Annotated in this window: 12 protein-coding genes and 2 pseudogenes; 1 reads left to right on the forward strand and 13 read right to left on the reverse strand. The window is 64.5% G+C overall.

The features are described 5' to 3' along the window. Positions 1 to 17 precede the first annotated feature (17 nt). Positions 18 to 914, forward strand: a complete 897-nt coding sequence (iolB, locus tag M1E01_RS15560; RefSeq protein ID WP_457972459.1) for a 5-deoxy-glucuronate isomerase — start codon at positions 18 to 20, stop codon at positions 912 to 914. 120 nt (positions 915 to 1,034) lie between these two features. On the opposite strand, the gene M1E01_RS15565 is transcribed toward iolB, so the two are convergent. The 13 genes and pseudogenes from M1E01_RS15565 to sucC form a co-directional block, all read right to left on the reverse strand. Beyond that, positions 1,035 to 2,549 carry a sugar porter family MFS transporter gene (locus M1E01_RS15565; RefSeq protein ID WP_457972460.1) on the reverse strand — a complete coding sequence of 505 codons (1,515 nt, stop codon included), beginning with the start codon at positions 2,547 to 2,549 and terminating at the stop codon, positions 1,035 to 1,037. An 11-nt stretch (positions 2,550 to 2,560) separates the two neighbouring features. Next, positions 2,561 to 3,433, reverse strand: coding sequence for a sugar phosphate isomerase/epimerase family protein (locus tag M1E01_RS15570; RefSeq protein WP_457972461.1), 873 nt, complete (start codon positions 3,431 to 3,433; stop codon positions 2,561 to 2,563). Between the two features lie 110 nt (positions 3,434 to 3,543). Then, complete coding sequence (locus M1E01_RS15575; protein WP_457972462.1) at positions 3,544 to 4,557, reverse strand: Gfo/Idh/MocA family protein; 1,014 nt, start codon at positions 4,555 to 4,557, stop codon at positions 3,544 to 3,546. Between the two features lie 39 nt (positions 4,558 to 4,596). After that, positions 4,597 to 5,514, reverse strand: coding sequence for a sugar phosphate isomerase/epimerase family protein (locus M1E01_RS15580; RefSeq protein ID WP_457972463.1), 918 nt, complete (start codon positions 5,512 to 5,514; stop codon positions 4,597 to 4,599). Positions 5,515 to 5,702: 188 nt separating this feature from the next. Beyond that, positions 5,703 to 7,214 (reverse strand): annotated as a pseudogene (locus M1E01_RS15585) (CoA-acylating methylmalonate-semialdehyde dehydrogenase); the annotation flags it as partial. Between the two features lie 62 nt (positions 7,215 to 7,276). Further along, on the reverse strand, positions 7,277 to 9,205 hold the full coding sequence (iolD, locus tag M1E01_RS15590) for a 3D-(3,5/4)-trihydroxycyclohexane-1,2-dione acylhydrolase (decyclizing) (RefSeq protein ID WP_457972464.1): 1,929 nt from the start codon (positions 9,203 to 9,205) through the stop codon (positions 7,277 to 7,279). 39 nt (positions 9,206 to 9,244) lie between these two features. Continuing rightward, entirely contained in the window at positions 9,245 to 10,183 is a 939-nt protein-coding gene (locus M1E01_RS15595) for a Cgl0159 family (beta/alpha)8-fold protein (protein WP_457972465.1), read from the reverse strand. Beyond that, positions 10,180 to 11,229 carry a 5-dehydro-2-deoxygluconokinase gene (gene iolC, locus M1E01_RS15600; RefSeq protein ID WP_457972466.1) on the reverse strand — a complete coding sequence of 350 codons (1,050 nt, stop codon included), beginning with the start codon at positions 11,227 to 11,229 and terminating at the stop codon, positions 10,180 to 10,182. Before iolC ends, M1E01_RS15595 begins: the two co-directional genes overlap by 4 nt. Positions 11,230 to 11,460: 231 nt before the next feature. Beyond that, positions 11,461 to 11,864, reverse strand: a pseudogene (locus M1E01_RS15605) (tautomerase family protein). A 183-nt stretch (positions 11,865 to 12,047) separates the two neighbouring features. Then, complete coding sequence (locus M1E01_RS15610; RefSeq protein ID WP_457972467.1) at positions 12,048 to 12,521, reverse strand: SRPBCC family protein; 474 nt, start codon at positions 12,519 to 12,521, stop codon at positions 12,048 to 12,050. After that, complete coding sequence (locus M1E01_RS15615) at positions 12,505 to 12,882, reverse strand: ArsR/SmtB family transcription factor (protein WP_457974991.1); 378 nt, start codon at positions 12,880 to 12,882, stop codon at positions 12,505 to 12,507. Before M1E01_RS15615 ends, M1E01_RS15610 begins: the two co-directional genes overlap by 17 nt. A gap of 218 nt (positions 12,883 to 13,100) precedes the next feature. Further along, on the reverse strand, positions 13,101 to 14,003 hold the full coding sequence (sucD, locus tag M1E01_RS15620) for a succinate--CoA ligase subunit alpha (protein ID WP_457972468.1): 903 nt from the start codon (positions 14,001 to 14,003) through the stop codon (positions 13,101 to 13,103). 30 nt (positions 14,004 to 14,033) lie between these two features. Continuing rightward, positions 14,034 to 15,200 (reverse strand): ADP-forming succinate--CoA ligase subunit beta, encoded by a 1,167-nt coding sequence (gene sucC, locus M1E01_RS15625; protein ID WP_457972469.1) that lies wholly within the window; start codon positions 15,198 to 15,200, stop codon positions 14,034 to 14,036. Positions 15,201 to 15,227: the final 27 nt, after the last annotated feature.

Raw genomic sequence — 15,227 nt, forward strand, 5'->3', positions numbered from 1 at the left:
CTGAAAGAGACTAATCCATGGCCGAATGGGTATATCCGCTGGGCAGCGCAGCCGAAGGCTGCTGGGATGTTTCGCTGGGAACAGCGGACTCCGCCATCACCGTCGACGGGTGGGAACACACGGGGCTGAAGGTGGCCTCGTTGGCGCCGGGCGCCGCCGTCGAACTCCCCGCCGCGGGCGAGGAACGCATTGTGATTCCGCTGAGCGGAGCGTTCACAGTAAGCGTTGACGGTGAGAAGTACCAGCTGGCCGGCCGGGCGAGTGTGTTCAATGGCCCCAGTGACGTGCTGTACTCCGGCACACAAAAGGCAGTGACGGTGACATCGTCCGACGGCGGCCGGGTTGCCATCGCCACGGCTCCCGCCAAGGTCCAGTACCCCACCCGCCTGATTACGGCCGCCGAAACGCCTGTGGAGCTGCGCGGTGCCGGGAACTGCTCGCGCCAGGTCCACAACTTCGGCACGCCTGCTGCCCTGGAAGCGGACCGCTTTATCGTCTGCGAGGTGATTACGCCCGCCGGCAACTGGTCTTCCTACCCGCCCCACAAGCACGACGAGGAGAAGGAAGGCGAGACGCGCCTCGAGGAGATCTACTACTTTGAAACGCGGGTGGAACCCGGCACGGCTGCCCCTGCCGGTAACGCTGACGCCATCGGCTACCAGCGTGTCTACGCCTCCGACGAGCGTCCCATCGATGTTGCCGCCGAGGTGCGCACGGGCGATGTGGTCCTGGTCCCCTACGGCTGGCACGGACCCGCCATGGCCGCTCCCGGCTACGACATGTACTACCTGAACGTCATGGCCGGACCGGGCCGGGTCCGCGACTGGCTGATCAGCGACGACCCGCACCATGGCTGGGTCCGCCAAACCTGGGAGGGCCAGGACGTGGACCCGCGCCTGCCGTTCGGCGGCTAGTCTCCGAGGCCGGGCAGCGTTTTTTGAATAGAACCAGGCCCCCTCGCCAATGGCGAGGGGGCCTGGTCTGTGTCAGAACTGTTTCTCGTCAGAACTGTTTTTCGATTTTTGAGCGGTCCCTCAGACGGTCCGGCTTCCGGCCGTTGCAGCCTGTGCCCCGGCCATGCCCTTGAAGTAGTGCTCCAGGTCCTCGAGGCTCTTGCCCCGGGTTTCCGGCACTACGCGCTTGACCCAGACGATGGCCACAAGCTGGATAGCGACAAAGATGAAGAACGTCGTTGAGACGCCGATCCACGAAACCATCTGCGGGAAGAAGAAGCCGATCAGGAAGTTGATCATCCACAGCACGAACACGCAGATGCCCATGCCGATGCCGCGAACGTGCAGCGGGAAGATTTCGGACATCGTGAGCCAGGTGACGGTACCGATGCAGGACTGCATGGACGCCAGGAACGTCACCATGAACAGCAGCACGAGGTAGCCGCGGAGGGTGCTTTCGGGGATCAGCAGCGAGATCAGGCCAATGGCCAGCAGGGAGCTCGCAGTACCGACGAGCCCAACGATCAGCATCGATTTCCGGGCCACGCGCGTCATCAGTGCCATGCCGACCACCACTGCGACTACTGACGTCACCCCGTTGACCACGTTGGCAAGCAGGGCACCCTGGTCTCCGAATCCGGAGCTGGAGAGGATGGAGGTGCCGTAATACATGATGGCGTTGACACCGCTGATTTGGTTGATCACCGCCATGCCGAGCCCCACCACAAAGATGCGGCGGATCCAGGGAACGGTGAGGTCCCGCCACGTTCCGAGCTTGGACTGATAATCCTCACGTGCCGCCTGCCGCACTTCATCGAATTCGTCGGCGACGTTGGCCGAAGCACGCGTCTTGCGCAGCACCTCCAGAACTTCGCCGAAGCGCCCGGCCGAGGCCAGCCAGCGGGGGCTTTCGGGCAACACCAGCATTCCGAACCACAGCACCACTGCCGGCAGCGTGGCAATCACGAGCATCCACCGCCACACGTGGGAGGCGTCGGGGAAGGCGTTGCCGATCAGGGCGTTGAAGGTGAACGCCAGGAATTGGCCGGTGACGATCATCAGCTCGTTCTGGGTCACAATGCGCCCGCGCTGGGCTGCCGGTGACATTTCCGCCAGGTACACGGGCACTATGACCGAGGCACCACCGACCGCCAGGCCAAGGACGGTGCGGGCAACAACCAGCAGTTCGGTACCGGGTGCAATGGAACACCCTATCGTGGCAACGGCGAAGATCAGGGCAAGGGCCATGATGGTCCTGCGGCGGCCGAAGCGGTCCGACAGCCGGCCGGCTGTGATGGCACCGAAGGCGGCGCCCAACAGCAGGGTCGAAGTGACCAGGCCTTCGGTCAGCGGTGTCAGCCCCAGGTCCCGCTGCATAAACGGCAGGGCACCGTTGATGACACCTGTGTCGTAGCCGAACAGCAGGCCGCCAAAGGTGGAGAACAGCGCCACCTTCCGCATGAAGCCCTTGGGGTTAGTGGCAGCGGCGGGTTCTTCCGGGGTTGCCGCTGCCGCAGGGCGCGCCGGTTCCTCCCGAGCGGGCGGCGCCTGGGTCGATGCCTCTTCAGTCAGTGTCTCGTTATCTGCGTGCTTCATGGAGTCGGCCTTCACCGTGCCTTCGCAATGTAGTTGTTCATCGTGTCCAGCTGGTACCGGGAGACCTCCTCCGCCTTCTCGTTCTCGGCAAAGACGCTTGACACCATCACGGTGTCATCCCGGTCCAGGAAGCCGATCTCGTTCAGGCCGCCGAAGAATTCTTCCCAGTTGACGTCACCGTCGCCGATCTTCAGGTGCTGGTGCACCCGGACGGGATTGCCCGGCGGGTTGGTGATGTAGCGCAGGCCATGGGAGGCGTGGTGGTCCATCGTGTCCGCGACATGGACCAGGCGCAGCTTGTCTCCTGCCGCGCGCATGATGTCCAGGGGCCGGTTCTTCATGTGGAAGCTGTGCGAGGCCACGTAGACCATGCCGACATTCTTGGAGTTCAGGCCGCGGATCACCCGGATGGCTGCCAGTCCCTCTTCGACGAAGTCGTCCGGATGAGGGTCGATGAGAAGGTCAATGCCTTCGCGCTCGATAATCGGCAGCAGCTCCTCCATGGAGCGGTAAAACGCCCGCTCGGATTCCTCAGCCTTTTCCGGCCGGCCGCTGAACTCGGTGTTCATGGTGCTCACGCCCAGATCGACCGTGATCTGGATGGCGCGCTTCCAGTACCGGACGGCTGCCTCGCGGGCGTCTTCATCCGGCCCGGACCAGCGCAGCACCGGCAGCACCGAGGCAATTTCGATTTCGGCGTCCCTGCAGGCCTTCTTCAGCTGGCCCACCAGTTCGTCGTCGGCCTTGGGGTGGTTAAAGAACGGGATGAAGTCGGCGTGCGGGGTCATCTGCATGTACTTGTAGCCGAGATCGGCGACGACCTCGGGGAACTCCAGCAGGCTGTGGCTGTGGTGGAACGGGGTGGGATCAAGGGCAATTTTCACGGGGGATACACTCCATGGTGGATCAGTCAGGGCGATACAAGTGCTCTGAAACGGCAAAGGAAGGGGCGGACGGGTCCGCCCCTTCCGTGAACGCTATAGAGGGCGGGCTCTTAGCTGTAGAGAGCGGGCTTGGCGTTCAGCTTCACGGCGACCTTTTCGCCGTTCTTCTGGGCTTCGACGCCTGCTTCACAGCATGCTGCGGTGGCGTACCCGTCCCAGGCGGTGGGGCCGCCGATTTCGCCGCGGAGTGCGGCGTCCACCCAGGCCTGGATTTCGACGTCGTATGCGGCGCCGAAGCGCTCTTCGAAACCGGGTGTCACCTTGCCGCCCCAACGGCCTTCGGTGCGGACGTAGGGGCCCTGGTCACCGCCGATGCTGACGATGCCATCCTCGAAGGACGCCTGCGTGGCCACCTCGTAGCCGAATTTGGCATTCACATAAATCTCGACGTCGGCAAGGACTCCGGACTCGGTTTCGATCAGGACGTGCTGGGGATCGTGCTGCCCTGCCGGAGCGTTCTTGGTCGGCTTGCCCAGACGGACCTGGACGGAAGTGATTTCCTCGCCGGTGAAGTAGCGGATGGCGTCGAACTCGTGCACCACGGAATCGTTGATGAGCATCTCGTTGGTGAAGCCCGGCGGTGTGGTGGGGTTGCGGTGCTGGTGGTGCAGCATGAGGAGCTCGCCGAGCTCGCGGTTGCGGATGATCCCGCCGAGCGCTGCGTATTCCGCGTCGAAGCGGCGCATGAAGCCGACCTGGATGCGCTTGCGGCCAAGCTTCTGCTCCGCCTCGACGATCTTCCAGGAGGTTTCCGCGTCGGGGGTCAGCGGCTTCTCGCAAAGGATCGGGATGTCCTTCTCGAGGGCCTTGAGCAGGATGTCCTCGTGCAGGAATCCCGGGGTGGCGATCAGCACGGCGTTGACGTCGCCGTTATTGAGGGCCTCTTCGGCGTCGGCCAGGGCTACTGCACCGGGGATGCCTTCAATGGCGGCCTGCGCACGGCCCAGGTCGACGTCTACGACGGCGGCGACTTCAGCGCCGTGGATCCGCTTGCTGAGGCGCTGGATGTGGTCCGCGCCCATGCGTCCGGCGCCGATGACGGCGACGCGAAGGGTTTCAGTCATTGTTCTCTTCCTTTGCAGTTGGCGTGGGCAGGATGCCGATTAGTTGACAGCGGTCCGTGAACCGCAGGAGAGCAGGTAGTTCCTGGTGCGCTTGGCGATAGGCATGGGAACGTCGAAGGCCACCGGGTACATGTCCTGTTCCACAATGCCGAAGATGGGACGGTTGAGGGCCTCGACGGCTTCGATGACGGCACGCAGGTCCGGCAAGCCGTTCGGCGGTTCCGTCATGACGCCGGCCAGGTTGGCTGCGGCCCAGGTCATGTTTTCCTCGTTGACCTTCTTCAGTACGTCCGGGTTGATTTGCTTGAGGTGCAGGTAACCGATGCGGTCCGGGTAGTTCTTGATGAGCTCCAGGCTGGAGGCGCCGCAGTATTCGGCGTGGCCGGTGTCCAGGCACAGGTTCAGGTACTGCGGGTCGGTCGCGCGCAGCAGGGTTTCAATGTCCTCCTGGGCTCCTACGTGCGAGTCCGCATGGGAGTGGAACTGCTGCTTCAGGCCGAAGTCCTCCAGCAGGGTCTTCCCTAGCCGGTTGTGCCCGGCGAAGAGGTCGCTCCAGGCCTTGTCGCTGAGCTCGCCGCTTTCTACGGCCTCCCCCGTGACGTCGTCTCGCCACATCGCCGGAATCACCACGATGTGCTCGCCGCCCATCGCAGCCGTGAGCTCGGCAACCTTCCGGGCCGGCTCCCAGGCCGTTTCCCACTGCTCCAGGCCGCGGTGGAAAGCGGTGAATACGGTTCCGGCCGTGACCTTCAGGTCGCGCTGCTTAAGCTCCTCGGCGAGGCGTGCCGGGTCGGTGGGCAGGTAGCCGTAGGGGCCGAGTTCGATCCACTTATAGCCAGATTCTGCTACTTCGTCGAGGAACCGTTCCCACGGGGTCTGCTGCGGGTCGTCCGCGAACCAGACCCCCCAGGAGTCCGGGGCCGTGCCGATGATGAGCTTGTTCTCTTTATCTGTCATGACAGCATTGTCTTTCTCTTGTCAGCTGATTCGGGGCGGCGGCGTAGGGCGAGAGTGCGTCAGTCCCGACGTCCCCGGCCTTCCGTGGCGTCGTCGGCGCGTCCGGGAACGGCGTCCTCTCCTCCGGCGAGCTCGTCCGGGAGCCCCTCTGCGATGCCGTCGTGGCGGACGGCGTGGCTGTCGTCGGCGTGGGAGGGGAAGTTGTAGGAGGCACCGGAGGCGTGGGTGGGTTCGGGCCAGCGGGAGGTGACGACTTTGCCGCGGGTGTAGAAGGAGACGCCTTCGGGGCCGTACATGTGCTTGTCGCCGAAGAGCGAGGCCTTCCAGCCGCCGAAGGAGTGGTAGGCCACCGGGACGGGCAGCGGGACGTTGATGCCGACCATGCCGACCGTGACAGAGCGCTGGAACTTGCGGGCGGAGGCACCGGAGGAGGTGAAGATGGCGGTGCCGTTGCCGTAGGGGTTGGAGTTGATAAGCCTGATGCCGTCTTCGAGGCTGTCGACGCGGACCACGACGAGGACGGGCCCGAAAATCTCTTCCGTGTAGGCGGTCATTTCGGTCTTGACGTGGTCGATCACGGTGGGGCCGACCCAGAAACCTTCTTCGTGGCCGGGGACCACGAGGTCGCGGCCATCCACCACCATGGCGGCGCCTGCCTGTTCGGCTTCAGTGACGATCCGCACGATGCGTTCCTTCGACGCCGGGGTGATGACCGGGCCCATTTCGGCGCCGGGGGCGGTGCCGTTGTCGACCTTAACGGCCAGGGCGCGTTCTTCGACCTTCTTCACGAGCAGGTCTGCGGCGTCGGCAACAGCGACGGCGACGGAGATAGCCATGCAGCGTTCGCCGGCGGAACCGAAGGCGGCGGCAGCGAGGTGGTCGGCGGCGTTGTCGAGGTCGGCGTCCGGCATGACGATGGCATGGTTCTTCGCCCCGCCCAGAGCCTGGACACGCTTGCCGTGCGCGGTGGCCGTTTCGTGGACGTACTTCGCGATCGGCGTGGACCCGACAAAGGAGATGCCGTCCACGTCCTGGTGGGTCAGCAGCCCGTCGACGGTTTCCTTGTCGCCGTGCAGGACCTGGAAGACGCCGTCGGGCAGGCCGGCCTGCTTCCAGAGCTTGGCCAGCAGCATGGAGGCGGAGGGGTCGCGCTCGGAGGGCTTGAGGATGAAGGCGTTGCCCGTGGCGATCGCCATCGGGGCCATCCACAGCGGCACCATGACGGGGAAGTTGAATGGCGTGATGCCGGCGACGACACCAAGGGGCTCGCGGAAGGAGAAGACATCGATGCCCGTGGAGACCTGATCCGAGTAGTCGCCCTTGAGCAGCTGCGGGATGCCGCAGGCGAACTCGATGACCTCCAGGCCGCGGCCAATCTCGCCCTTGGCGTCGGAGAGGACCTTGCCGTGTTCGGCGGTGATCAGGGCGGCGAGTTCGTCCACGTGGCTGGCGACGAGCTCGCGGAACTTGAACAGCACCGCGGTGCGCTTGGCCAGGGAGATGTCGCCCCAGCTGTCGGCGGCGGCGCGGGCTGCGGCGACGGTGTTGTCCAGGTCCGCCCGGTTGGCCAGGCGCAGCTCCGCGCTGACCTGGCCGGTGGCGGGGTTGTAGACCGGCTGGGTGCGGTCGCCAACACCTGCGGTTTCAACGCCGTTGATGAAGTGGTTGATGGTGGTGGTGCCTGCAGTGGTGGTCGTCATGGAACTCTTCCTTGAGTGATCAAATGTGAGTGGTCTAAGGGTGCTGTAGTTCGCTGGAGCGGTCAGCCGAGAAGCTTGCGCTGGCGGCTCTTGTGGTCGGTGTACGTCCTGTACGCCTGCTGCGTCGATTCCAGGTCCGAGACCTGGGAAACGGGAACGTCCCACCAGGATTCGGAGGACGGTGCGTCCAGCAGCGGGTCGGATTCGACGTGGATGAGGATCGGGCCGCTGCGTTCCGGGGCGGCCTTCGCGTCGCGGATGGCCTGCTCGAGTTCAGCGATGACCTTCTCCCCCGGTTCGATCCGGATGACCTTCACCCCGAGGCTTTCAGCATTGGTGGCCAGATCCACGGGAAGAATATCGCCTTCGTCGAAGCTGTGCTGTTCCTCATCCAAGGCGCGGTACTGGGTGCCGAAACGCTGGGAACCGAGCATTTCGGAGAGGGAGCCGATGGATGCGTAGCCGTGGTTCTGAATCAGGACCACAATCAGCTTGATCCGTTCGGCGACGGCGGTGACCAGTTCGGTGTGCATCATCAGGTAGGAGCCGTCCCCCACCATCACGACGACGTCACGCTGGGTTCCCCCCGCAGCGGCCTCGGCCAGCGCTGCGCGCTTGACGCCCAGGCCGCCGGGGATTTCGTAGCCCATGCAGGAGTAGGCGTATTCCACGTGGTAGCCGAACGGGTCGCGGACGCGCCACATCTTGTGCAGGTCACCCGGCAACGAGCCGGCGGCGCAGATCACGACGTCCTGGGCGTCCATGGCCCGGCTGGTCGCCCCGATGATTTCGTTCTGCGCCGGCAGCGGCGTGTAGCGGGTGTCGAAGGCTGCGTCCACGGTGGCGTCCCAGCGCTGCTTTTCCGCGGCGATCTTCTGCTCAAGGTCCGCGCCCACACGGTAGCCGCCCAGGACCTGGTTCAGCTTGACCAGGGCCCTGCGGGCGTCAGCCACGATCGGCAGCGAGGTGCCGTGCTTGTACGCGTCGATGGCGGCGACGTTGATGTTGATGAACCTCACGTCCGGGTTCTGGAAGGCCGTGCGGGACGCGGTGGTGAAGTCCTCGTAGCGGGTACCGATGCCGATGATCAGGTCCGCTTCGGCTGCGATGGCGTTGGCCGCCGTGGTGCCGGTGGAGCCGATGGCACCGAGGGAGAACTTGTGGTCCCACGGCAGCACGCCGACGCCGGCCTGGGTATTGCCCACCGGGATGCCGGTCAGCTCCACGAAGGTCGCGAGTTCCTCGTTGGCGTAGGCGTAGAGCACGCCGCCGCCGGCGATGATCAGCGGCCGCTTCGCCGCGCGGATCGCTTCGGCGGCGCGGCGGATGTCCTCGTCCTCCGCGTCCGGGCGGCGGATCCGCCACTCGCGTTCGGCCAGGAACTCCTCAGGCACATCGAAGGCCTCGGCCTGGACGTCCTGCGGCAGCGAGATGGTCACCGCACCGGTCTCGGCCGGGTCCGTCAGCACCCGCAGGCCGTGGTGGAACGCCGAGAACAGCTGCTCGGGCCGGGAGACCCGGTCGAAAAACTTCGACAGCGGCCGGAAAGCGTCGTTGACGGTGATGTCATAGGCGTACGGCTGCTCGAGCTGCTGCAGCACAGGATCCGCCGCGCGCGTGGCGAAGGTGTCGCTGGGCAGCAGCAGCACCGGCAGGCGGTTGGTCGTGGCCAGCGCCGCGCCGGTGAGGAGGTTGGACGAACCCGGGCCGATCGACGTGCTGATCGCGAACGTCTGGCGGCGCCGGGTATGCCGGGCGTAGCCGACAGCCTGGTGCACCTGAGCCTGCTCATTGCGGCCCTGGTAGTACGGCATCACTGAGGGATCCGCGGCCTGGTACTGCTTCAGCGCCTGGCCCACACCGGCCACGTTGCCGTGGCCGAAGATGCCGAAGGTGCCGGGGATGAGCCGCTCACGGTAGTCCTGGCTGCCGATGCGGTCAACCGTGTATTGCTTGGAGAGGTACTCGACCACGGCCTGCGCCACGGTCATTCGGCGGGTTCCTGTTGCTGTTCTCGTCTCCATGGGAGGTTACTCCGATACTTCTGTCGTGTGGTGGAGGAGCGAAGCCGCTGCGGCGACCGCGCCGGCAACGTCGCCGTCCTGCGGGTACAGCAGCGTCCGTCCGACGGTGAGGCCCTGCACGCCGGGGAGGGAGAGCGCCGCTTCCCAGCTGGCAAAGACCTCGTCCTGCGTTCCCTCAGGGTCGCCGCCGAGGAGGACTGTGGGCATGGTGGTGGCCGCCATGACGCGTTCCATCTCCGCCACGACGGGCAGCTTCATCCAGGTGTAAGCGCTGGTGGAGCCGAGGCCCTCCGCGATGCCGATGGACTTGATCACAGCATCGGTTGAGAGGTCGTTGCGGACCTTGCCGTTGACGCGGACGGAGAGGAAGGGTTCCACCATTGCGATCAGCTTGCGTTCGGCCAGGGAGTCGATGGCTTTGGCGGTTGCTTCCAGCGTGACCACGGTGTCCGGGTCCTCAAGGCAGATGCGCGTGAGCATCTTGCCGCCGTCGGCACCAAGGGCCTCCAGGGCAGCAGCGGTGTGGCCGGTGAACCGGTCATCGAATTCATTGACCAGCCCGGTGAGGCCGCCGCGGTTCATCGACCCAAAGACCAGCTTGCCTTCGAGCGCTCCCAGCAGCAGCAGGTCATCCATGATGTCCGGGGAAGCGAGCACGCCGTCCACGTCCGGGTTGGCCAGGGCGATCCGCAGCCGGTCCAGCAGCTGGCGGCGGTCCGCCATGGCCACCGGATCGCTGCCGACGGCGAGGGCGCCGCGGGCCGGGTGGTCGGCTGCGACGATAAAGTTCTGCCGGCCCGCCTTCGGCCCGGGGTGGCGGCGGCGCGCCTTGGCGGCGCGGGCGACGGCCTCGGGGTCCTCGAGGCGGATGCGGCTCAGGTGTTCGTAGCGGCGGGGGTCATCATCCACCGTGGTGAGGGTGGCGCTGCCGGGGTTGAGGCTCACAGTGCCGCTCCTTCGGGGGTAAAAGTGTTGGAGTCCTGGCCGGTTACGGCAGGCTTGCCGGGACCGGAATCCGTGCCAGGAACAAGGCGTCCCCGCTCGGCAAGCAGGGAGGTGACCTCAGCCGGGGTGGGCATGGCGTCGGCGCAGGACAGCCGGGAGGCAACAATGGCGCCGGCTGCATTTGCATAATCAAGGACCTGGGCCAGGGGCCAACCGGACAGCAGTCCGTGGCAGAAGGCCCCGCCGAACGAGTCCCCGGCACCCAGTCCGTTGACGGTCTCGACAGGAACGGGGGCGGAGACCACGCGCTCGGTCCGGGTCTTTGCCATCACGCCTTCGGGGCCGAGCTTGACGACGGCGATTTCCACGCCGGCTGCCAAGAGGCGGTCCGCCTGCTCATCGGGCGTGCCCTCCCCGACGGCCACGGCACATTCCTGGTCATTGCCGATGGCGACGGTGACGTGCGGCAGGATTTTGGCTACTTCGGCCCGGGCTTCCTCCTCGGAGGCCCAGAACATGGGGCGGTAGTCAAGGTCCAGGATGGTGTACTGGCCTTCCTTGAGGCCGGTGCGCGGCCGGGCTTCGTGGGCCTTGATATGCGCTTCACGGCTCGGCTCCTGGCAGAGACCGGTGACGGTGGACCAGAAGATGCCTGCTTTCCGGATAGCGTCGGTGTCGAGTTCGTCAGCCTTGATCTGCAGGTCAGGAGCGGTGGGAAAACGGCCGTAGAAGTAGAGCGGAAAATCATGCGGCGGCTGGATAGCGCAGAAGGTCGCCGGCGTCTGGAGCCCTTGGACTGGCGTGACAAAGGAGTCGTCAACACCGAACTTTTCCAGTTCGCGGTGCAGGTAAGACCCGAAGGGGTCATCACCGGTGCGGGTAATGACTCCGGTGCGGCGTCCATGGCGGGCGGCGGCAACTGCGACATTGGACGGTGATCCGCCGAGGTACTTGCCGAAGGACGTCACGTCCTCCAGCCCCACCCCGATGTCGTTCGGGTAGATATCAACGCTGATTCGCCCGATCGTGAGCAGTTCGTGGGTCACGGTAATCGTGGACCTTTCTGTTTGAACTCTGTACCTAAGCAGCCGAACAGCCGGGGCTACTGTGCGTATCCGGCCCCGTGAGCGGGGCCACACACCTACTTTGCCCTAGATTGAATGTCCTGTCAAAGGTTTGTACTGACATATTTACAACTTGCATTTCTGCCTGCCGATCGCCCTGGCAGGAAGGGATTAGACGGCCGCCGCCAGGGCTTGGCCACCACGCCCCGGGTGCTACTTCCTGGGAACCGCGAGCTCACCGGTACGTACTGGGCGCGCCCGAATCCGAAGGACCAGTCACCTGCCGTGTTCTCCACATATCCAATGAAGACGTTCTCGCCGGCTATCCCCAACTCCCCCAGCTTTTCCGCTACGGCGGCAAAAAGTGACTGCTTCGCTTCCTGGCTCCGGCCGCCCTGGGTAAAGATCTGGATCATCACAACCTCTGGCGTACGCTCAAAGCCGAGCCCGGCGTCCTGCGCGAAGATCTGGCCGGCCGGGTGCTCCGTGACGATATGGAAGTAGTCACGCTCGGGGATGCGGTATTCAGCGAGGATGGCATCATGGATCCCCCTGCTGAGCTGCTTCAACTCCTGAGAGGTGCGGCCTTCATTGACGTCGATTCGAACGAGTGGCAATTGGTACTCCTTGGATAGTTTGTCCTGTCATACTATTAAAGTAGCAATGAAGGCGACAAGATCTCCCCAGCGGTGGACGCCGGCCGCTGCAGGACCTGACAACAAGAACGACGCCGGGCGGCCACCTTTTCGTAAAGGGGGCCGCCCGACGTCGTTCTTTATCAATTTTTCGGCTTCGACTGCCTACTTCGCGAGAAGTTCATCGAGCCTCTCGTAGCCGTCCGACATGCCGCTTTCCATCCCGGACTGGGCCATGCCGTCCCGCGCCTCCTGGGTCGGGTAGACGGAGTGCCCGCGGATACGGCAGCGCCCTCCGCCGAGGTCCTCAAAGTTCATGAACTCGATGCTCACGACATCCGGGTACCCGCTGAACTCAAACGTCTGGATAGCAAAGTCGTTCTCACGAACGGTGTGGAAAATCCCGTTGAACGAATAGGTCACCCCGTCGGAACCCGTGTGGTTGTACACGTAGCTGCCGCCCGAGCGGAAGTCATAGTGGTCGATGTCCACATTCGTGCCCCGCGGACCGAGCCACTTGGTAATCAGTTCAGGCTCCCTGTGCGCCCGGAAAACGTCCGCGACCGGGAAATCGAACTCCCGCTCCCAATCGATGAACGGGACGCCGTCAGGAACGGTGAGTTTAAGCGCGTTGCTCATTTTCTTCCTCTTGACTTCCGCCGCCCGCGGCGGCGCTGGAGCGGAGCACGGCATCGAGGCTGCGGAACTGCGCTTCGCGGGCCAGCCGGTACTGGTCGATCCACGCCGTAAGGGCTTCGAGCCGTGCGGGATTCAGGTGGACGGGCCGGCGCTGGGCATCGCGGGTGCGCGTGACCAGCTGCGCCTGCTCGAGGACCTGGATGTGCTTCGAGACCGCCTGTTTGGTGATCGCGAAGGGTTCAGCCAGTTCATTGACAGTGGCGGGTCCCCGGCTGAGCCGGGAGATGAGACGGCGGCGGACCGGATCCGACAAGGCCAAAAAGGCCAAGTTGAGAAGTTCGTCGTCATTGCCCGTGTCCACTGCCACTGCCCTTGCCTGATGTCACCTATGGCCAATCAATCGACCGGCTCTAATCAACCTAACGGTTTATCAACTGACGGGTTGTTAATCACAATAGACCCGTGCCATTTTCCGCACAAGGGGTAGCCCAACTTAAATGACGCAACGCGGGGTCACTTTGCACCCGATCCGCGGTCCGGATTAGGCGGCAGTCACCCCGCGTTGCTGTTGTATGGCGCTTAGAGGGCTGCGTAGACCTCACGCAGCAGCTTGGCGGTCTCGGACGGCGTCTTGCCGACCTTCACACCTGCGGCTTCGAGGGCTTCCTTCTTGGCCTGGGCGGTCCCGGCGGAACCGGAGACGATGGCGCCAGCGTGGCCCATGGTCTTGCCTTCCGGCGCGGTGAAGCCTGCTACGTAGCCGACAACCGGCTTGGTGACGTTGGCCTTGATGAAGTCGGCAGCACGCTCTTCGGCGTCGCCGCCGATTTCGCCGATCATGACGATCGCCTTGGTCTCCGGGTCAGCCTCAAAAGCGGCCAGCGCATCGATGTGCGTGGTGCCGATGATAGGGTCACCGCCGATGCCGATGGCGGTGGAGAAGCCGAGGTCGCGGAGCTCATACATCATCTGATAGGTCAGGGTGCCGGACTTGGAAACCAGCCCAATGGGGCCCTTGCCCGTGATGTTGGCCGGGGTGATGCCGACGAGGGCTTCACCCGGGGTGATGATGCCAGGGCAGTTCGGCCCGATGATGCGGGTGACCTGGTTTCCGTCGGCGTCCACCTTGGACTGGGCCAGCGCCCAGAACTCGGCGGAGTCCTGGACCGGGACGCCCTCGGTGATGACAACGACCAGGCCGATGCCTGCTTCGATGGCTTCGACGACCGCGCTCTTGGTGAAGGCCGGCGGAACGAAGACGATGGAGACGTCGGCGCCGGTCTCTGCCATGGCTTCCTTGACGGTGCCGTAAACCGTGATCTCGTTATCGCCGTGCAGCACAGTTGTGCCGGCCTTGCGGGCGTTGACGCCGCCCACGATGTTGGTGCCGGCCTTGAGCATGAGGGCGGTGTGCTTGGTGCCCTCGCCGCCCGTAATGCCCTGGACGATGACCTTGGAGTCCTTGTTCAGATAAATAGACATGTTTTCTTTCCTAGATCTCGGCAGGCTCGATCAGCGGGCGTTGGCGAGCTCGGCTGCCTTGTCGGCGCCCTCGTCCATGGTGGCGGCCAAGGTGACCAGCGGGTGGTTGGCCTCGGCGAGGATGCGGCGGCCTTCTTCAACATTGTTGCCGTCGAGGCGGACTACCAGCGGCTTGTTGGCGGAGTGGCCCAGCTCAGCCAGCGCGCCGACGATGCCCTTGGCCACGGCGTCACAGGCGGTGATGCCGCCGAAGACATTGACGAACACAGACTTGACCTGCTCGTCGCCCAGGATGACGTCCAGGCCCGCGGCCATGACCTCAGCGGAGGCTCCGCCGCCGATGTCCAGGAAGTTGGCGGGCTTGACGTTGCCGTGGTTTTCGCCGGCGTAGGCGACGACGTCCAGGGTAGACATGACGAGGCCTGCACCGTTACCGATGATTCCAACTTCGCCGTCCAGCTTGACGTAGTTCAGGTCCTGCGCCTTGGCCTTCGCCTCGAGCGGGTCGGCGGATTCCTTGTCCTCAAGCTTGGCGTGCTTGGGGTGGCGGAATTCAGCGTTCTCGTCCAGGGAGACCTTGCCGTCGAGGGCGACGATGTCGCCGGCGCCGGTCTTGACGAGAGGGTTGACCTCAACGAGGGTGGCATCTTCCTTCTTGAAGACGTCCCAGAGCTTGAGGATCACGCTGGCGACGTTGCCGCGCAGTTCCTCAGCGAAGCCGGCAGCGGCGACGATCTCGTCAGCCTTCGCCTGGTCGATGCCGACAGCGGGGTCGATGGCAATCTTCGCCAGGGCCTCGGGACGCTCGACGGCGAGCTGCTCGATTTCCATGCCGCCCTCAACCGAGCACATGGCCAGGTAGTTGCGGTTGGCGCGGTCCAGCAGGACGGAGAAGTAGTATTCCTCGGCGATGTCCGCACCCTGGGCGATCATCACCTTGTTGACGGTGTGGCCCTTGATGTCCATGCCCAGGATGTTGGTGGCGTGCTCAAGTGCCTCATCGGCGGACTTGGCGACCTTGACGCCGCCCGCCTTGCCGCGGCCACCGACCTTAACCTGTGCCTTGACGACAGTTACGCCGCCGATCTTCTCGGCAGCTGCCTTTGCTTCTTCAGGGGTGTGCGCCACGATGCCGGCGAGCACGGGTACACCGTGCGCTTCGAACATATCGCGCGCCTGATATTCAAACAGGTCCACGGTTTAGTGTCCTTCTACGTCGAAGTA

This window comes from Arthrobacter sp. D1-17 (assembly GCF_054130535.1).